The sequence below is a fragment of the Limnohabitans sp. MMS-10A-192 genome (assembly GCF_003063335.1).
Lineage (GTDB): Bacteria > Pseudomonadota > Gammaproteobacteria > Burkholderiales > Burkholderiaceae_C > Limnohabitans_A.
On sequence record NZ_NERX01000004.1, the window covers coordinates 72,306 to 90,931 of the forward strand.

The 18,626-nt window shown below is 62.2% G+C and carries 18 protein-coding genes; 8 read left to right on the forward strand and 10 right to left on the reverse strand.

Features of this window, described 5'->3' with window-relative positions:
• Window positions 1-20: 20 nt before the first annotated feature.
• Window positions 21-656: an aminoacyl-tRNA hydrolase gene (pth, locus tag B9Z43_RS09540; RefSeq protein ID WP_108324840.1), complete on the reverse strand. Its 636-nt coding sequence runs from the start codon at window positions 654-656 to the stop codon at window positions 21-23.
• A 56-nt stretch (window positions 657-712) separates the two neighbouring features.
• Here pth and B9Z43_RS09545 point away from each other — a divergent pair, with 56 nt between their 5' ends.
• Together B9Z43_RS09545 and B9Z43_RS09550 are read left to right on the forward strand one after the other, a co-directional pair.
• Window positions 713-934 (forward strand): SlyX family protein, encoded by a 222-nt coding sequence (locus tag B9Z43_RS09545; protein ID WP_053175127.1) that lies wholly within the window; start codon window positions 713-715, stop codon window positions 932-934.
• The gene (locus B9Z43_RS09550; RefSeq protein WP_108324842.1) at window positions 934-1,992 is read left to right on the forward strand and encodes an RNA methyltransferase; all 1,059 of its coding nucleotides are present in this window, start codon (window positions 934-936) and stop codon (window positions 1,990-1,992) included. The genes B9Z43_RS09545 and B9Z43_RS09550 overlap by 1 nt, the downstream gene beginning before the upstream one ends.
• On the opposite strand, the gene B9Z43_RS09555 is transcribed toward B9Z43_RS09550, so the two are convergent.
• A complete protein-coding gene (locus B9Z43_RS09555; RefSeq protein ID WP_108324845.1) occupies window positions 1,973-2,869 on the reverse strand; it encodes a DMT family transporter in 897 nt (298 codons plus the stop codon). The two genes, B9Z43_RS09550 and B9Z43_RS09555, sit on opposite strands and share 20 nt — an antisense overlap.
• Window positions 2,870-2,879: 10 nt before the next feature.
• Window positions 2,880-3,380 carry a methylated-DNA--[protein]-cysteine S-methyltransferase gene (locus tag B9Z43_RS09560; RefSeq protein WP_108324847.1) on the reverse strand — a complete coding sequence of 167 codons (501 nt, stop codon included), beginning with the start codon at window positions 3,378-3,380 and terminating at the stop codon, window positions 2,880-2,882.
• A gap of 289 nt (window positions 3,381-3,669) precedes the next feature.
• Here B9Z43_RS09560 and B9Z43_RS09565 point away from each other — a divergent pair, with 289 nt between their 5' ends.
• The 3 genes from B9Z43_RS09565 to B9Z43_RS09575 are packed head-to-tail and all read left to right on the forward strand — an operon-like array spanning window position 3,670 to window position 7,530.
• Window positions 3,670-5,073, forward strand: a complete 1,404-nt coding sequence (locus B9Z43_RS09565; protein WP_108324849.1) for a phosphomannomutase/phosphoglucomutase — start codon at window positions 3,670-3,672, stop codon at window positions 5,071-5,073.
• 24 nt (window positions 5,074-5,097) lie between these two features.
• Complete coding sequence (locus B9Z43_RS09570) at window positions 5,098-6,171, forward strand: glycosyltransferase family 4 protein (RefSeq protein WP_108324851.1); 1,074 nt, start codon at window positions 5,098-5,100, stop codon at window positions 6,169-6,171.
• A gap of 12 nt (window positions 6,172-6,183) precedes the next feature.
• Window positions 6,184-7,530 (forward strand): 3-deoxy-D-manno-octulosonic acid transferase, encoded by a 1,347-nt coding sequence (locus tag B9Z43_RS09575; RefSeq protein ID WP_108325542.1) that lies wholly within the window; start codon window positions 6,184-6,186, stop codon window positions 7,528-7,530.
• 189 nt (window positions 7,531-7,719) lie between these two features.
• Here B9Z43_RS09575 and B9Z43_RS09580 read toward each other — a convergent pair whose 3' ends face one another.
• The 7 genes from B9Z43_RS09580 to B9Z43_RS09610 all read right to left on the reverse strand — a co-directional run bounded on the left by B9Z43_RS09580 (window position 7,720) and on the right by B9Z43_RS09610 (window position 16,453).
• On the reverse strand, window positions 7,720-9,093 hold the full coding sequence (locus B9Z43_RS09580; protein ID WP_108324853.1) for a TolC family outer membrane protein: 1,374 nt from the start codon (window positions 9,091-9,093) through the stop codon (window positions 7,720-7,722).
• 50 nt (window positions 9,094-9,143) lie between these two features.
• Window positions 9,144-9,473, reverse strand: a complete 330-nt coding sequence (locus B9Z43_RS09585) for a rhodanese-like domain-containing protein (RefSeq protein ID WP_108324855.1) — start codon at window positions 9,471-9,473, stop codon at window positions 9,144-9,146.
• Window positions 9,474-9,478: 5 nt separating this feature from the next.
• On the reverse strand, window positions 9,479-10,138 hold the full coding sequence (locus tag B9Z43_RS09590) for a protein-L-isoaspartate O-methyltransferase (protein ID WP_108324857.1): 660 nt from the start codon (window positions 10,136-10,138) through the stop codon (window positions 9,479-9,481).
• Window positions 10,139-10,177: 39 nt separating this feature from the next.
• The gene (locus tag B9Z43_RS09595; protein WP_108324859.1) at window positions 10,178-13,339 is read right to left on the reverse strand and encodes an efflux RND transporter permease subunit; all 3,162 of its coding nucleotides are present in this window, start codon (window positions 13,337-13,339) and stop codon (window positions 10,178-10,180) included.
• Between the two features lie 12 nt (window positions 13,340-13,351).
• Window positions 13,352-14,473: an efflux RND transporter periplasmic adaptor subunit gene (locus tag B9Z43_RS09600; protein ID WP_108324861.1), complete on the reverse strand. Its 1,122-nt coding sequence runs from the start codon at window positions 14,471-14,473 to the stop codon at window positions 13,352-13,354.
• A 6-nt stretch (window positions 14,474-14,479) separates the two neighbouring features.
• Window positions 14,480-15,130 carry a TetR/AcrR family transcriptional regulator gene (locus B9Z43_RS09605; RefSeq protein ID WP_199222297.1) on the reverse strand — a complete coding sequence of 217 codons (651 nt, stop codon included), beginning with the start codon at window positions 15,128-15,130 and terminating at the stop codon, window positions 14,480-14,482.
• Window positions 15,131-15,265: 135 nt separating this feature from the next.
• Window positions 15,266-16,453, reverse strand: coding sequence for an acyl-CoA dehydrogenase (locus B9Z43_RS09610; RefSeq protein ID WP_108324865.1), 1,188 nt, complete (start codon window positions 16,451-16,453; stop codon window positions 15,266-15,268).
• Window positions 16,454-16,551: 98 nt separating this feature from the next.
• Here B9Z43_RS09610 and B9Z43_RS09615 point away from each other — a divergent pair, with 98 nt between their 5' ends.
• From B9Z43_RS09615 to B9Z43_RS09625, 3 genes are all read left to right on the forward strand, one after another.
• On the forward strand, window positions 16,552-17,445 hold the full coding sequence (locus tag B9Z43_RS09615; RefSeq protein ID WP_108324867.1) for a LysR family transcriptional regulator: 894 nt from the start codon (window positions 16,552-16,554) through the stop codon (window positions 17,443-17,445).
• Between the two features lie 205 nt (window positions 17,446-17,650).
• Complete coding sequence (gene msrA / locus B9Z43_RS09620; RefSeq protein ID WP_108325544.1) at window positions 17,651-18,184, forward strand: peptide-methionine (S)-S-oxide reductase MsrA; 534 nt, start codon at window positions 17,651-17,653, stop codon at window positions 18,182-18,184.
• Window positions 18,185-18,229: 45 nt separating this feature from the next.
• Window positions 18,230-18,613 (forward strand): DUF2946 family protein, encoded by a 384-nt coding sequence (locus tag B9Z43_RS09625; RefSeq protein ID WP_108324869.1) that lies wholly within the window; start codon window positions 18,230-18,232, stop codon window positions 18,611-18,613.
• Window positions 18,614-18,626 lie beyond the last annotated feature (13 nt).

Genomic DNA, 18,626 nt, shown 5'->3' on the forward strand with positions numbered 1-18,626 from the left:
AGCGTGGCGATCCAGTGTCTTCAGGCCTCGGTGTCTGGCTCCGCGGGCACCACTTTCGGCGGCTTGGGCGGTTTGGGGCGCGGCGGCTTGCTGGTGTGGATCAGGGCCATGGCTTTTTCCATCTCGCCGTCCAACAGCAAAGGCAAGGCTTTCACGGAACGCGCAATGCTGTCTTCGATGGCGGTGCGGTGCTCGGCCATGGGCTTTTTCAACACCCAGCTGACCACTTCGGATTTGACGCCGGGGTGGCCCACGCCAATGCGCAGACGCCAATAGTCGGCGGTGCCCAGCTGGGCGTGGATGTCGCGCAAACCGTTGTGCCCGGCATGGCTGCCGCCCAGCTTGAGTTTGGCTTCACCTGGCGCGATGTCCAGCTCGTCGTGCGCCACCAAAATCTCTTGCGGCTGGATTTTGAAAAACCGCGCCAGCGCGCTGACCGATTTGCCCGACAGGTTCATGAAGGTCTGGGGTTCCAGCAACCACACCGTCTGGCCCTTCACGGTGGTGCGGGCCATCAGGCCGTGGTAGCTGCGCTCGGGCACCAGCGAGACCTGGAGTTCGCGGGTCACCGCATCGATCCACCAAAAACCGGCGTTGTGGCGGGTGTCTTCGTATTCAGTGCCGGGATTGCCCAGGCCGACTAAGAGTTTGATCATGGGACGTGATTATCCTTGGCGCCTGATGGGGGCAAAAATCAGGTCCAATACAGGCCATGGACATTCCCACCCCAATTGAAAACCGCTTGGTCGATCTGGAGATCAAGGCCGGCTTCACCGAAGACCTGCTGGACCAGCTCAATGCACAGGTCTACCGCCAGCAACAACAAATCGACGCGCTCATCCAGGAGCTGCGCCAGATGCGCGAGCGCCTGCCCGAGTCGGGTGGTGGCGCCGAGGTGCGCAATTTGCGTGACGAGATCCCGCCGCATTACTGATGCCCATTCCCAGCTTTCACAGCGTTCACGACGTCCGGGACCACTTGCGTGCCTTGGGCGCCAACGCCCTGCACGAACAGCGCATCTTGCGCTTGTGGGTGCAAGCCAAGCCGCAGGACAGCGGGCGCAGGCCTTTGACAAGCTTCATGCCCACAGCGGTGCGCGACGCGCTGCCTGCGCTGAGTGATGCGCTGACAGGTCTGGCCACCTTGCGCGAGCAGCACCCCGGTCAAGACGGCTCCGCCCGTTTGCTGGTCGGCCTGCAAGACGGCCAGACGGTCGAAAGCGTGTTGTTGCCGCGAGACGGTTTGTGCGTGTCCAGCCAGGTGGGTTGCGCCGTGGGCTGCGTGTTTTGCATGACCGGACGCGAAGGCCTGATCCGTCAGGTGGGCAGTGCCGAGATCGTGGCGCAAGTCGCGCTGGCCCGCACGCTCAGGCCGGTCAAAAAAGTGGTGTTCATGGGCATGGGTGAGCCTTCGCACAACCTCGATCAGGTGATGGAGGCGATTGACCTGCTCGGCACGGTGGGCAACATCGGCCACAAGAATCTGGTGTTTTCCACGGTGGGCGACGAGCGGGTGTTCGAGCGTCTGCCACAAGGCCGCGTCAAGCCTGCGCTGGCCTTGTCGCTGCACACCACACGGGCCGATCTGCGGGCGCAGCTGCTGCCGCGTGCACCGCGCTTTGACCCGCAAGACCTGGTCGAAGCCGGTGAGGTCTATGCCCGCGCCACGGGCTACCCGATCCAATACCAGTGGACGCTGATCGAGGGTGTGAACGACAGCGCCGAAGAAATCGATGGCATCGTGCGCTTGCTCAAGGGCAAATACGCCTTGATGAACATGATCCCCTACAACGCGGTGCCCGATCTGCCTTATGCGCGGCCCAGCTGGGAGCGCGCTGCTGAAATTGCCCGCACTTTGCACCAGCGCGGCGTGCTGACCAAACTGCGCCAGTCAGCCGGGCAGGATGTGGATGGCGGTTGCGGCCAGCTCAGGGCGCGCGATGTGGTGCAGCGGGTGCAGATTCACCGCCAGCTCAACGCCCCGGCAGCTTGACCAGCCCGCTGGACAGGGCCGTGCCTGCCAGAATCACCGCGCCGCACAGCAGCATCCAGGCGGTCACGCTTTCGCCCAGAAACAGCACGCCGTAGGCGATGGCAAACACCGGCACCAAGAAGGTGACCGTGAGGGCCCGGGCCGGGCCCGCTTTTTCAATCAGCTTGAAATACAGGATGTAGGCCACGCCGGTGCAGAGCACGCCCACGGTGATCAAAGACCACCAGGCGGTCGCGCTGGGCCAGTGATCGGGGTGAAACCACAGCGCGGGCAGCACCAGCGTCAAAGTGGCGCCAATCTGGCTGCCGGTGGCCGTGACCAGCGGCGGCAAGCTGGGGATGTGTTTTTTGGTGAAGCTGGCCGAGAGTGCATAACAACTGGTGGCCCCCAGACACGCCAACACGGCCCAGGCCGGTGCAATGCCCGAAGCATTGGGCTTGAAGCTCGCTTGCCCACCGGCCAGCAGCAGCACCCCACCAAAGCCCAGACCCAAGCCCACCGTGCGTGAGAGGCTGGGCTTGTCGCCCAACCAGACCCAGGCCACCAGCGCGCCAAACAGCGGCACCGTGGCGTTCAGGATGGACGAAAAACCGGTGGTGATGTGCATCACCGCAAAGGAATACAGGGCAAAGGGAATGCCGCTGTTGAGCGCGCCCACCAAGAGCACAGGCCGCCAGTGCTGGCGCAGTGCACGCCAATGGCCTTTGGCCAGCATCAAGGGCAGCAAAAAAGCCGCGGCAATGGCCACCCGCATGGCCGCTGTGGGCAGCGCGCCCAGTTCCACCGCAGCCAGACGCATGAACAAAAAGGACGAGCCCCAGATGGCGGACAGGATCAAAAAATCGGCCAGCCAGCCTTTGGCGTGAGATGAATGCATGGAGAAGGTGTCAGATGCCGGGGTGGCCTTCCAGCCGCAGCAGCGCCTGTTTGCGCCACAGCCCGCCGGCATAGCCAGTGAGTTGACCACCGGCACCCAAAATGCGGTGGCAAGGCACGATGATACTGACCGGATTGCGGCCAACAGCAGCGCCCACAGCGCGCACGGCTTGGGGCTTGTTCAGTTGTTTGGCCAGATCGCCATAGCTTTGGCTCTGGCCGGCATTGACCCTGAGCAGGGCATGCCACACCGATTGTTGAAACGCGGTACCGCGTGACAAGTCCAGGGGCAGGTCGAAGCTTTGGCGCTGACCTGCAAAGTAGGCCTGCAATTGCGCTGCCGTTTGCTGCAGCACCGGGTCTTGGGGAGCGAGAGGCCAACTCTGGATTTGCGCCGGGCTCGGGCCGTGGCGCTGTTCATCGAACCACACACCGCACAGACCACGCTCGCTGGCCGCTAAGGTCATGCCGCCCCAAGGGCTGTCGATGTGCAGGCTGTTCCAGGGGGTCATGGATGGGCTTTCCAGTTCAGGGGGCGTTGAGAACGGTTGGGCCATGTTAACGGCAAGAGGCTGGAATGCGGGGATCCCGCATCGAGTGCGGGATGACAGGTCTTAGGGGGTGACGGGGCTTAGGGGATGACAGGGCTTAGGGAATGAGACGGCTTGTGGGACGCCGGTTGGCAGGCACCGCGTTTCGGGTCGGTTTCGAACCGGCGCCGCCTACAATGCAGGCAAAATCTGCTTGTCGGTCTTTCCCGCTCGGGAAGGGCGCTCCTTTAAGTCTTTTGATCTCTGTCCCATGCAAGTCACCCCTTCGATTTTCAAAGCCTATGACATCCGCGGCGTTGTCCCTTCTACGCTGAACGAAGCGGTCGCAGAAGGCCTGGGTAAGGCCTTTGGCACGGTGGCACTCGCCGAAGGGCAGACCACGGTGGCCGTGGGCCGCGATGGCCGTTTGAGCGGTCCGGCTTTGTCGGCGGCGCTTATCCGCGGTCTGGTGGCTGCAGGTGTGCAGGTGATCGACATCGGCATGGCGACCACGCCCATGTTGTACTTTGCGGCCAACACCGCTTGCCAAAGCGGCATCCAGGTGACCGGCAGCCACAACCCCAAGGACTACAACGGTTTCAAGATGGTCCTGGCCGGTCGCGCCATTTATGGCGATGAGATCCAGGCCCTGCGTCAGATGATGGAAACCGAAACCTGGCAACTCCAAGCCGGTGGCGGCGTGTCGCATTTGGACGTGCTGGCCGACTACACCCAGCGCATCGTGGGGGACATCCGCTTGGCGCGCCCCATGAAGATCGTGGTGGATTCGGGCAACGGCATCGCGGGCGCTTCGGCCCCCGGCATCTTCCGCGCCCTGGGTTGCGAGGTGATCGAGCTGTTCAGCGAGGTCGATGGCGAGTTCCCCAACCACCACCCCGACCCCAGCAAGCCCGAAAACCTGCAAGACCTGATGAACGCCCTGAAGACCACCGGGGCCGAGCTGGGCTTGGCCTTTGATGGCGACGGCGACCGCCTGGGCATCGTCACCCAAGACGGCAACAACATTTACCCCGACCGCCAGATGCAATTGTTTGCCGAAGACGTGCTCAGCCGCGTGCCGGGCGGCACCATCTTGTTTGACGTGAAGTGCTCGCAGCGCCTGGCCCCGGCCATTGAAGCTGCAGGCGGCAAAGCGCTGATGTACAAAACGGGCCACTCGCTGATCAAGGCCCAGATGAAGGCGATTGAGGCCGCAGGCGGTCAAGCCCCTTTGGGTGGCGAGATGAGTGGCCACATCTTCTTCAAGGAGCGCTGGTACGGTTTCGACGATGGCACCTATGCCGGTTGCCGCTTGCTGGAGATCGTGAGCAAGAGCCCCGATGCCAACGTGGTGCTCAACGCGCTGCCCAGCAGCTTCAGCACCCCCGAGCTGAACGTGGCCTGCGCCGAGGGCGAGCCGCACACGGTCACGAAAGCCTTGCAAGCCAAGGCGGGCAGCACCTTCAGTGCACCGGCCAAAGTGTCGGACATCGACGGTCTGCGTGTGGACTGGCCCGATGGCTTTGGCCTGATCCGGGCGTCGAACACCACGCCCGTGCTGGTGCTGCGTTTTGAAGGCCAGACCGAAGCGGCGCTGCACCGCATCGAGTCCGCCATGCTGGCCTTGCTGCGCTCGGTCAAGCCCGATGCGCAGATTGGCGCTGCGGCCCACTGAACCACGCTTGACCGAAAGCCCCAGATGAACCCCGCCAACGCCGTGCTCAGCCAAGACCCCGAGGTCATTGTTTTCAACCTCAAGGAGCGCTACACCGGCGTGTCGGCCACCATCAACGCGCTGGTGCCCTTGCAGGCGCACCAATGGCGCCTGGGCTTTTGCGGCACCCGCATGTCCAACGGCATCGATGGCATGACGCTGCGCGAGGCCATCAAGCTCTCGCGTAAGCCGCCCGCAGGCAGAGCGTTTCGCATCTGGCATGTGCGCCGAGACCCGGAAATGATGGCCGCGATTTTTGCCCGAGATGTGCTGCGCTTGCCCATCAAGTTGGTCTTCACTTCGGCGGCGCAACATCTGCATGGTGCGTTTCCGCGTTGGCTGATTTCCAAAATGGATGCGGTCATCTCCACCACGCCCTTGGCCGCATCGTTTGTGCCCAACACCACGGCGGTGGTGCCGCACGGCATCGACCTGTCACGCTTTTCGCCACCGGCCGACAAGCGCACGGCCTGGAAAGATTCGGGCCTGCCCGGTGAATACGGCATTGGCGTGTTTGGCCGTGTGCGGCCCGACAAAGGCAGCGATGTGTTTGTGGACGCCATGATCGAAGCCTTGCCGCACTTGCCCGGTGCCACGGCGGTGATTGCCGGTTTGGCTCAGCCCAAGCACCAGGCGTATCAAGACGCATTGAAAGCCAAAATTGCCGCTGCCGGCCTGGCCGAGCGCATCGTTTTTTTGGGCGAAGTGCCTGCTGGCGAAGTGCACCGTTGGTACCAACGCTGTCTGCTGTGTGTGGCATGCCCACGTTACGAGCCTTTTGGCCTCACGCCGTTTGAGGCGGCGGCCACCGAGTGCGCGCTGGTGTGCTCACGCACCGGTGCGTTTGACCAGCTGGCCATTCCCGGCCTGACCGGCGAGATGGTGGACACGGGCGACGCGCCCGGTTTGGCGCAAGCCGTGCTCAAGGTCTTGAGCGACCGCGAGCAAGCCTTGCGCATGGGCCAGGCGGCGCGCCAGCGAGTGGTCGAGCATTTCTCTTTGGCCAAAGAAGCCGAAGGCATTGGCCGCGTTTATGCGCAATTGTTCGCGGCTGCTTGAGCGCGGATGCCCATGACCCGGCCTGAAAAGCTCGGTGGGCTGGAGCGTTTGACGCTGGCGGCCTACGGCGTTTTGATGCGCAGCTTGCAGCCGCTGCTGCGGCGCAAACTGCAGCGGCGCGGCCTGCAAGAGCCGGGTTATTTACAGCACGTGCCCCAGCGCTTTGGCTTGTACGACGCACCAGCGCCCGAGGCCGGTCGTGTCTGGGTGCATGCCGTGTCGCTGGGCGAGACGCGTGCGGCGGCTTTGTTGATCGACGCTTTGCGTCAACGTCTGCCGGGCATGCGCTTGTTGCTGACGCACAGCACCGCCACTGGTTGGGCGCAAGGCCAGAGCCTGCTGCAGCCGGGCGATGCACAAGCCTGGTTGCCGTGGGACACGCCCGAGGCCACGCGCCGCTTCTTGCAACACCACCGCCCGCGTTGCGGCTTGTTGATGGAGACCGAAGTCTGGCCTGCGCTGGTGCAAGCCTGCCAGCAACAGGCGGTCCCGCTGTGGCTGGTCAATGCGCGCTTGAATGACAAGTCACTGCGCGCTGCCCAGCGTTGGTCTTGGCTGTCCAGGCCAGCCTATCGGGGCTTGCATGCTGTGCTGGCGCAGTCCCCCGCGGATGCCCAGCGGCTGGGCGCTCTGGGTGCCCAGGTCACCGCTGTCTTGGGCAACCTCAAATTTGATGTCAAGCCGCAGCCTCTGGCCCAAGCGCGTGCCCAGCAGTGGCGCGCGCAATGGACCCGCCAGGGGCAAGCGCGGCCGGTGCTCATGCTGGCCAGCACCCGCGAAGGCGAAGAGGTCATGTGGCTCAACGCGCTCGCGTCCAATCCACGGCGTGCGCAAGCTTTTGCCGATGCAGGCGTGTTGTGGCTTGTGGTGCCGCGCCATCCGCAGCGTTTTGACGAAGTGCACCAACTGGTGCAGGACCGTGCCTGGTCGGTGTTTCGCCGCAGCGCTTTGCCTGCCGATGGGCCTTGGCCTGTTCAAGCCTCGGATGCGCAAATTTGGCTGGGCGACAGCCTGGGCGAGATGCCGCAGTATTTCCATGCCGCCGACATGGCGCTTTTGGGCGGCAGCTTCATGCCCTTGGGTGGCCAAAACCTGATCGAAGCGGCGGCCTTTGGCTGCCCCATCATCATGGGCCCGCACACCTTCAACTTTGCCGAGGCCTCTGAGCAGGCCCAGGCTGCAGGCGCTGCGCAGCGCGTGGCCGACATGGACGGTGCGCTGGATCAGGCGCTGTCTTGGTTGAATGACCGTGCTGCCCTGGCGCGGGCGCAACAAGCGGGCTTGGACATGGTAGCGCAAGGCAGAGGGGCCGCTGACCGTTACGCCCAAGCGATTCTCATGGCCCTGAACGCTCGGTAGCGCGGCGGCTTCATCCCAATATGGGCCTGCTGAGGCCCCCAGTCGGCGCCAGGCTTTGAGCTGCAGAGCACGCCATGCAAGTACCGGGATTTGTCATGGCGAGCCAAGCGTGGCCACGGCGGGCCGCAAAAACAGTTCAGCCCTGCCAACCGGTGAGGGCTGACAGGGCTGAGGGCTGAGGGCAGCTGTTTATTTTTGCAACAAGGCGTTGATGCTTTGCAGGTCTTCGGCCTTGAGTGTGCCGCTGGCTTGGCGCAGCTTGAGCTGGCCGAGCAGGACGTCATAGCGGGCTTTGGCCAGATCACGCTTGGTCTGGTACAGCTGGCTTTGGCTGTTGAGCACATCGATGTTGATGCGCACACCCACTTGGTAACCCAGTTTGTTGGCGTCCAGTGCCGCTTGGCTGGAGGCTTCTGCCGCCTGCAAGGCTTTGACCTGACCCAGACCCGACTGCAGGCCCAGATAGGCGGTGCGTGTCGCTTGCGCGATTTGACGTTGAGCGCCTTCCAGATCGTTTCTGGATTTTTCTTCAAGGGCAATAGTCTCTCGGACACGATTTTGAGTTGCCATACCGTTGAAAAGGGGCAAGGTGAATGTGACCTTCGCGCTTCCTGTATTGATTTTTTGGTCAAATCCAGGATTAGGGCCAAGTGTTGTGGCGTCCAAATTTTTCAACTGGCCATATTCGAGCGACAAATCAACAGTTGGTTTGTGGCCTGCAGTGGCCTTTTCAGTTTCAAGCTTTGCAATGTCCAAGTTAGTTCGAGCTGCTTGTATGGCTGGATGAGCTTGATCGCTTTGTGCCATCCAGCTATCGACTCCTTGTGCATCGACAGACGGTAGAACAGCTTCAGGCCGAATGCTCTGTGGCTTGAGACCTGGTTTACCGACCAATAATTCCAAGGCGATACTTTTGACACGCAGATCATTGTCCGCAGCAATTTCCTGGGCGATGACGAGGTCATAACGTGCTTGAGCTTCTCGTGTATCGGTGATGGTGGATGTGCCGACTTCAAAGTTGCGTTTGGCGCTGGCCAGCTGCTCAGCCACCGCTGCTTTTTGGGCTTGCACAAAGGTCAAATTTTGTTGGGCGGCAAGTACCTCGAAGTACGCTTGTGTTGTGCGAACGATCAAGTCTTGTTCAGCTTGGTTCAGACTGGCTTCGGCCAGTTCCAGGCTTTTTTGACTTTGGCGGTAAGAGGCCAGGTTGGCTGGACGATACAACGGCTGCGTTGCTTTAACGCCTGCAGTTTGAGATGAATAGTAATAATTGGGAATTCTGGTGCCACCGCCTGCTGGCGTATAGGTGATTTCACGGTCGCTGCGATTGGCTTCCATGTTCAAGCCGATTGTCGGCAACAAAGCCGCCTTGCCTTGATCCGCTTTGGCCTGGTTGGCCAAGAATTGTGATTTTGCCGATTGGTACCCTGCGTCAAAGCCCTTGGCCATCTCGTACATGTCGACCAGACTTTGTGCGTGGCTGTTGCAGGCAAAGGCCAACGACAGGAGCGCTGCCAAGGGCAGGCGCTTGAACAAGGCGGGGTTGGAGCGTTGGTGCTGCATGGGGGGCTTTCTTGAAATCCGGTGAATAGGCGAAGCGCAATGAACGGGCATCAATACACAGGCACATTGGGGTCTACTTGCAGTGACCAGGCATGGATGCCACCGGCCACATTGACCACCTCAAAGCCTTGTTGGGCCAGGAAGTGGGCCACCTGCTGGCTGCGCGCACCGTGGTGGCATAGGCAAGCCATGGGGCGTGACCGGTCCAACTCGTCCAGGCGCGCCGGGATGGTCTGCATGGGCATGTGCACCAGGTCCAGGCTGTCGGGCCGGGCACTGGCGGTCTGCAGTTCCCAGACCTCCCGCACGTCCAGCAGCACGGGGCGGCTCGATTGCTGTGCGGCCCAGTCGTTCAGTTGTGCAGGTGTGATCTGTTGCATGGTGTTCAGAATGCGAAGCGCGAAGGTTCGGTGAAACCGTTCAAGCGAGGGGCATTGCAGTCCCAGGGCTCGGTGGTGGTGAAACTGCTGTCGCTGCTGCGGGTGACCACGGTGGCGCGCATCATGGGTTCGTCGCCCACGATGGCCACCAGACGGCCGCCCACCTTGAGTTGTTGCAGCAAGGCTGTGGGCACCTGGGCCACCGAGCCATTGAGCAAGATCGCGTCGAAGGGACCATCGGCGGCAGCACCCTGGCTGCCATCGGCCACGCGCACGCTGACGTTGGTCGCACCAGCTTTTTGCAAATTGGCTTGGGCCTGCGCCGCCAGGCTGGCATCGGTCTCCAGACTCAGCACGCTGGCGGCCTGGTGGGCCATCAGGGCGGCCATGAAACCGGAGCCGGTGCCGATGTCGAGCACTTTGTCGGTCTTCTTCAGCGCCAGCTCTTGCAGCAGTCGGGCTTGCACGCGGGGGGCCAGCATGACCTGGTTGGCGGCGGCGCCCAGGGGGATTTCCATGTCCACAAACGCCAGGGCCTTGTGGGCCAGGGGGGCGAAGTCTTCGCGGCGAACCACCGACAACAAGTCCAGCACTTGCGGGTCCAGCACTTCCCAAGGGCGGATTTGCTGTTCGATCATGTTGAAGCGGGCCTGGTTCAGATCCATTTTTTTACTCCTGAGGGGTTTTCCAATATGGGTTTGATTTTACTGGGCTGATCCGACCGCGCCCTGACGGGCTGGTGCCAGACCGGCTTTGCGGCGCAGCCACTGCGCCAGGTCGTCCATGTAGCAATACACCACCGGTACGACCACCAGGGTCAACAAAGAGGAGGTGATCACACCACCGATCACAGCCTGGCCCATGGGGGCGCGCTGCTCGGAGCCCTCGGTCATGGCAAACGCCAAGGGCACCATGCCGAAAATCATGGCCAGCGTGGTCATCAAGATGGGCCGCAAACGCACTTTGGCGGCCATCAGCAGGGCTTCGCTGCGCTCCATGCCTTCTTCGCGGGCGCGGATGGCAAAGTCCACCAGCAAGATCGCGTTTTTGGTGACCAGGCCCATGAGCATGATCACGCCGATGATGGAGAACATCGACAAGGTCGAGCGGAACAGCATCAGGGCCAGCACCACGCCGATCAGCGTCAGGGGCAGGGCGGTCATCAGGGCCAAGGGTTGCAAAAAGCTCTTGAACTGGCTGGCCAGGATCATGTAGATGAAGATCACGGCCAGCGCCAGGGCGGACAGGGCGTAGCCAAAGGACTCGGCCATGTTTTTGGTGGAGCCGCCGAACTGGAAGCGGTAGCCCGGGGGCAAGTTCAGGCCTTCCATGACGGTCTTGATGTCGCCCGAGACTTGGCCTGCCGCACGGTTGTACACGTTGGCGTTGATGGCCACCTCGCGGGTCAGGTCACGGCGGTTGATCTGGTTGGAGCCGGTGCTCTCGCTGACCTTGGCCACCTGGCCCAGGCGCACGATGCGGGTGCTGCCGTCGGCCGCGTTGAGCGCAAAGGGCAGGCGCTCCAGGTCCTGCATATTGTTGCGGGCATCGGGCGACAGGCGCACGTTCACATCGTAGGTTTGGTCGTCGGGGGCACGCCAGTTGCCCACGGTTTGCCCGGCCACCAAGGTGCGCAGCGGTCCGGCCAGTTGGGCCGTGCCCAGACCCAGATCAGACGCTGAGGTGGTGAGCACCCTCACCCCGATGGTGGGTTTGTTGGCTTTGACGCTGGAGTCCAGATCGACCAAGCCAGGGATGGCGCGCAACTTGTCCATGGCCTGCAGGGTCAGGCGTTCCAGTTCGCGCTGGTCCGGGCCTTGGATGGAAAATTCGATTTGCTTGTTGCCGCCGACGCTGTCGAGCAAACCGGCATGCGTGACGGTGATGCCAGGCACTTGCTGCAAGCGTTCACGCAGGGTGGCCGACATTTGGTCCACGCTGCGCGAACGCTCTTTGCGGTTGACCAGGCGCACATAGATGCTGGCGTTGTTTTTGCCCAGCGCGTTGCCGGTGTTGAGCGTGGCCACGGTGTAGCGCACCTCGGGGAACTCCCGGATGATGCTTTCGACCTGGCGCGCTTTGGCTTCGGTGGCTTCCAAGGAGCTGCCCACGGGCGTCTGGAAGTTCACCGAGGTTTCGGAAAAGTCGGCCTTGGGCACGAACTCGGTGCCCAAGAGCGGCACCATGAAGATGCTGGTCACGAACACGCCAATCGCCATCAACACGGTCTTGCGTTTGTGCACCAGCGACCAAGCGAGGATCTTTTGGTAGCCGTCGGACAGCTTGTCGGTACCGGTTTCAAACCAGTGGGTCACCCGGCCAATGGTCTTGTCATACAAGGTCACGGGGGCGTGGTGCTTGCCGTGTTCTTCGATGCTGGGGTCGTGCCAGATGCTCGAGAGCATGGGGTCGAGTGTGAAGCTCACAAACATCGAGATGCCCACGGCCGCCACGATGGTGATGCCGAACTCGTGGAAGAACTTGCCGATGATGCCTTCCATGAAGCCGATGGGCAAAAACACCGCCACGATGGACAAGGTGGTGGCCAGCACCGCCAGGCCAATTTCCTGCGTGCCTTGCATCGAGGCGTCGTAGGCGTTCTTGCCCATCTGCACATGGCGCACGATGTTTTCGCGCACCACGATGGCGTCGTCGATCAAGAGACCCACGCACAGGCTCAGCGCCATCAGCGTGATCATGTTGATGGTGAAGCCGAACATGTTCATGAACATGAAGGTGCCGATCAGCGAGATCGGCAGCGTCAAGCCCGTGATCACGGTGGAGCGCCAGGAGTTCAGGAACAGGAACACGATCAGCACCGTCAGGATGGCGCCTTCGATCAGGGTGCGGCGCACGTTGTCCACCGCCACACGAATGGGGCGTGAGCTGTCGGTGATGGGCTCCAGACGCAAGCCGGGCGGCAGCTGGGTCTGCAATTCGGCCACGGTTTTGACCAGGCCGTCGATCACCTGGATGGTGTTTTCATCTTGCGACTTTTGCACCGACAAGAGCAAGGTGCGCTGGCCGTTGTAGAGGGCCAGCGATTCCACTTCTTGGGCGCCATCTTGCACACGGGCCACTTGCGACAGGCGCACAGGCGAGCCGCCTTTGCGGGCCACGATGATCTGGCCAAAGTCCTCGGGTCGCTTCATGCGCGACTCGACTTGCACCATGCGCTCTTGCTCCAGCGAGCGGATCGCGCCCACCGGCAAGTCCTGGTTTTCATTGCGCACCGCAGCCACCACTTGGTCGGCGGTGATGCCCAGCGCTTCCATGGCCAAGGGCTGCAAATACAGGTTGATCTCGCGGCGCGTGCCGCCGACCAAGGTGACCGAGCCCACACCGCGCACGTTTTCAAGGCGCTTTTTGAGCACTTGCTCGGACCAGTTGGTCATCTCCACCGCGGTGGGCACTTGGGTCTGGGTTTTATCGGGCACCACGGCCAGCGACCAGATGGCTTTGCTGGAGGGGTCAAAGCGCAGCACCTTGGGGTCTTTGACTTCGGTGCGCAAGTTGGGGCGAATCGAGGCGACTTTCTCGCGCACGTCTTCGGCGGCTTTGCGGCCGTCGATGTGCAGCTGGAACTCGATCACGACGACCGACTGGTTTTCATAGCTGCGCGAGGTCAGGGCGTTGATGCCGGCGATCGCGTTGACGCCTTCCTCGATCTTTTTGGAGACTTCGCTTTCCACGATCTCGGGTGAGGCGCCGGGGTATTCGGTGCTGATCACCACCACCGGAAAGTCGATGTTGGGGAACTGGTCAACTTTGAGGCGCTGGTAGGCAAACAAGCCCAACACCACCAAGGCCAGCATGACCATGGTGGCGAAGACGGGGTTTTTCAGACTGACACGGGTGAACCACATGCTGAGTGCCTTTTACTGGGCCGCAGCCGTGAACTTGAGCTGCACGCCTTCACGCACCGCCCCTGCACTGGCCGCCAGCACTTGCGTGCCTTCGGTCAAACCTTCGACGGCCACCATGGCCAGTCCTTGAACTTCGGTGCGCGCACCGGTTTTGACGGGCACATGCTTGACGGCCTTGTTCTCCACCACTTGCACATAAGGCTGCGGCTTGTCGGTGCGCACACTGCTCACCGGCACGGCCATGGCCTGCACGGTCTGGGTGCCCAAGGCGCCTTCGGCAAACAGGCCCTGGCGCAAGCCCTCGCGCCAGGACACGCCCAAGTACACCAACACGCTGCGGCTGCCCGCCTGGGCGCTGGGGTTGATGCGCAACACACGGGCCTCGACCGGCTGGCCCACGCCTTCGATGTTCAGTTGGGCCTTCATGCCCACACGCACTTGGGCGGCATCGTTGGCGGGCAAGGCGGCTTCGAGTTCGAGCTGCGAGAGGTTGACGATCTCGAGGATGCGGGCATCGATGGCCACGCGCTCACCGGCTTGTGCCAGGCGCTGGGCAATCTGGCCAGAAAAAGGTGCTTTCAAGTTGGCATCGTCCAGCGCCTTGTTGGTCACATCCAGCGCAGCCATGGCGGCCATGTAAGTGGCCTTCGCACCGTTCAGGCTGGCTTGCGAGGTGATGAGCGCAGTTTGCGAGATGAAGCCTTGGTCCACTAAGGCCTTGTTGTTGTCGTATTGGCGCTGGGCAATGTCCACCTGCGCTTTGGCCGAATCGGCTTGCTGCTGGGCCTGACGTTGGCGTGCTTGGTATTCGGTGGGGTCCACGCGGGCCACCACTTGGCCCGCTTGCACGGCATCGCCTTCGCGCACGGTCAAGGCCACCAGTTCACCGGCCACGCGGGCCTTGATGAAGGCGCTTTGCGTGGCTTTGAGTGCGCCGGACACCGGCAGGCCCAAGGCCAGGGCTTGGGTTTTGACGGTGAAGACATCGGCGCTGGCCAACTCCAGCACTGGCGTGCTCACGGCAGTGGCAGTGGGGCTGTTGGCGGCTTTGCGTTGTCCAATCCAACGGGCGCCTCCGGCCACCACCACAGCGATGGCCACACCCGACAAGATCCAAATTGTTGATTTTTTCATGGCAGATCAAGAAGTAGACAAACCACGCACCAGCAACTGGGCGTGTTGGGAAATGAATTGTTCAGGGTTGATTTGCTCGGTCTGCGGGCTGCATGGGCCCATCGAGTGTTTCCACATGACCAGAAACAGCAGCGGCGCCATGACGGAATGCAGCGCCAATTCGATGTTCATGGGGCGCAGCTCGCCCCGATCAATGCCTCTTTGCAGCGCAAAGCGCACCAGGGCCTGTCCGGGCTCGATCACTTCCTGCCGGTAAAAAGAAGCCAATTCAGGAAAATTACTCGCCTCGCTCATCACCAACTTGGAAATGCCGGAAGCCTTGGTGGCGCCATACCGGTGCCACCATTGGAGCAGCATCCATTCGAGCAATTCACCCGTGGGGCCTTGAAACTGCGCCACCTCGGCTGCGCCTTGCGTCACAGGGGCCACCACGTTTTCGCGCACCACGGCTTTGAACAGGTCTTCCTTGCTGGGGAAGTACAAGAACAAAGTGCCTTTGGACACCCCCGCACGGGCGGCCACTTCTTCCACGCGGGTGGCGGCAAAGCCTTTTTCGACGAACAAATCCAAAGCCGCCTCCAGGAGTTCTCCGGGGCGGTCTTGTTTGCGGCGTTCGCGTTTATGGGGGGCGGATGCTTCGGTGTTCACACAAACCAGTTGGCTAATGACTGACTGGTTAGTAATGTAGTGGCTGACCTGGTGCGCGTCAAGCCGGTGGTGCACACATGACGGTGAAGTGCAAGTAAAGAAACAGGGGCCGAAGCCCCTGCGTTGGATGGCGCGAAGAAGACCTTAGTTGGAGAACGCCGGGATGCCCGTGATGGCCCGACCCAAAATCAAGGCGTGCACGTCGTGCGTGCCTTCGTAGGTGTTGACCACTTCCAGGTTGACCAGGTGGCGGGCCACGCCGTATTCGGCGCTGATGCCGTTGCCGCCCATCATGTCGCGGGCCAGGCGGGCGATGTCCAGCGCCTTGCCGCAGCTGTTGCGCTTGAGGATGGAGGTCAGGTCCACCGAGGCGGTGCCTTCGTCCTTCATGCGGCCCAGGCGCAGGCAGCCCTGCAGGCCCAGGCTGATTTCGGTCAGCATGTCGGCCAGTTTTTTCTGGATCAGCTGGTTGGCAGCCAAGGGGCGGCCAAACTGCTGGCGGTCCATCACGTATTGGCGTGCGCGGGCGTAGCAGTCTTCGGCAGCGCCCAAGGCGCCCCAGGCGATGCCGTAGCGGGCGCTGTTCAGGCAAGTGAAGGGGCCTTTCAAGCCACGCACTTCGGGGAAGGCGTTTTCTTCAGGGCAGAAGACTTCGTCCATGACGATTTCGCCGGTGATGGAGGCGCGCAGGCCGACCTTGCCGTGCACGGCGGGGGCGCTCAAACCCTTCCAGCCTTTTTCCAAAATGAAGCCGCGGATCTGGCCGCCATCGTCCTTGGCCCAGACCACGAAGACGTCGGCGATCGGGCTGTTGGTGATCCACATCTTGGCGCCGGACAGGCTGTAGCCGCCGGGCACTTTCTTGGCGCGGGTGATCATGCTGCCAGGGTCGGAACCGTGGTTGGGTTCGGTCAGGCCAAAGCAGCCGACCCACTCACCACGCGCCAGCTTGGGCAGGTATTTTTGCTTTTGGGCTTCGGTGCCGAAGTCGTTGATCGGCACCATCACCAATGACGACTGCACGCTCATCATGGAGCGGTAGCCCGAGTCCACGCGCTCGACTTCGCGCGCGACCAGGCCGTAGCAGACGTAGTTCAGGCCAGCGCCGCCGTACTGCTCGGGGATGGTGGCGCCCAAAAGGCCCAGCTCGCCCATCTCATTGAAGATCGAGCGGTCGGTGGTTTCATTCAAAAAAGCGTCTTTGACGCGGGGCAGCAGGCGCTCTTGGCAATAGGCGCGCGCGGCCTCGCTGACTTGGCGCTCGTCGTCGGTCAATTGGGCGCTCAGGTCAAAGGGGTCTTCCCAGTTGAAGCTGTTCTTGTGGGTGGCCATGGTGTGTCTCCGTAAAAAAGTGCTGAGCTCGATTGTCAGGGTGGCAAGAATAGCTGTCTAATATTGATTATGGATTCATCAATATAAAATTTTAATACATGGAATTCCGTCATCTGCGTTACTTTTTGGCCCTGGCCGAGGAACTGCATTTCGGCCGGGCCGCGCAGCGCCTGTCGATCTCGCAGCCGCCGCTCTCGCTCAACATCCAGCAGCTCGAAGCCTCGGTGGGCGCGCAGCTCTTCACGCGCAACAGCCGGGGCGTGCAGCTCACGGCCGCCGGGCAGGCCTTTGTGCCGGCCGCCCGCGCCTTGCTGGCGCAGGCCAGCGACGCCGCCCGCGAAGCACGCGAAGTGGCTGAAGGCCAGGCCGGCGAGCTGCACATTGGCTTTGCCGGGACCATGCTGTACTGCGGGCTGCCGCAGTTGCTGGGGCGCTTTCAGGCCAGCCACCCGCGCCTGAAGCTGGTGCTGCTGGAGCTCAGCTCCAGCGAGCAACTGTCCGAGCTGGTGCGCGACCGGCTGGATGTGGGCTTTGTCCACACCCCCCGCGTGCCGCCGGGTTTTGACCAAGTGCTGGTGGTCAGCCAGCCGCTGGTGGCTTGCCTGCCGCAGTCGCACCCGCTGGCGCGGGCGAGCCATGTGGGCCTGGACCAATTGCAAGGCGAGTCCTTGGTGGTGGTCTCGCGCACGGTGTCGCCCGACTACCACGCCCGCATCTTGAGCGAGTGCGAGCAGGCCGGCTGGCTACCCCCGGCGGTGCACGAGTTGCGCCATTGGCTGAGTGTGGTGTCGCTGGTGTCGCAGGGCCTGGGCGTGGCGCTGGTGCCGCAGGCCCTGCAAAAGTCGGCGCTGGCCGGTGTGGCCTTTGTGCCGCTGGCCCAAGCCGATGTGCGCTACGACACGCGTTGCCTGTGGCGCAGTGGTCGCGACCAGATGTCGCTCAAGGACTTTGTGCAGGCGGTGCAGGGCGGTGTGCAAAGCCTTGTTTCATAATTTGCCCAGCAGGGTGTAGTGGGCGTGTCACAGGTGGATCCCGGATCCAGTCCGGGATGACTGGCCATCGGGTTTTGCCGCGTGAAGGACCTGCCACCGTGTTGGTCACACCGGGCGAAGGCCAGGTGTGCAAGCTGAACCATCCACCGTGTTTGTCACCCCGGGCGAAGACCCGGGGTCCAGGCTGAACCATCAAGGAAAAAACATGACTGCAACATTGGTTTTGGGCGGCGGCTGCTTTTGGTGCACCGAGGCGGTGTACGTCAAGGTGCGCGGCGTGAGCGACGTCGAGTCGGGTTACTGCAATGGACAGACGCTGGCGCCCACTTACGAGCAGGTCTGCACAGGCCGCACCGGCCACAACGAGGTGGTCAAGCTGGTGTATGACCCGACGGAAATCAGCACGCGCGAGCTACTGGAAATCTTTTTTGTCATCCACGATCCGACCACGCTGAACCGCCAAGGCAACGATGTGGGCACGCAATACCGCAGCGGCATTTACTTCACCACGCCCGAGCAAGCCGAGGTGGCTCTGGCCATGATCGCCGAGCTGAATGCGGCGCAAGCCTTTGGCCGACCCCTCGTGACCGAGGTCGAGCCGCTGGCCAACTACAGCGCGGCCGAGGACTACCACCAGGACTTCTTCGAGCGCAACCCCTACCAAGGCTATTGCATGGCCGTGGCCGCGCCCAAGGTGGCCAAGTTCCGCCAGACCTTTGCGCAATGGGTTCGGGCATAAAATCAGCGTCCCTCTCGTCAAGTCAGACAGCTCAGGCTGTTTGAATTGTTGATCGTCACCCTCATGATTTACCGCTTGTTTCGCAGCCGATTTGTCCTGCCCCTTTGGCTGGTCGCGGCTTTGCTGTGGGCGCCGATTTGGGGGCAGTGGCACGGCATTGCGCACCAGGTTCAGCAAGCGGTCTCAGCGGCCGAACAGGTCTCGGATTCGGCCACTTCGCTGGCACACGACAGTGAGGGCCATGCCATCGGCTCGGCGCTGTGTCAGGTGCTGGACCATCTGGGGCACGTGAGTGCACTGGCCGTCTGGCCTGTTCAGATCTTGCTGCAAAGCCTGCCGCAGGCCGCACTGGCCGGTTTGGGCGGCAAGCCTCTTGGCCTTCAGGTGTGGTGGGCCGCACAGGCCCGAGCACCCCCCGTTCAGATCTGATTTTCCAAGCGCT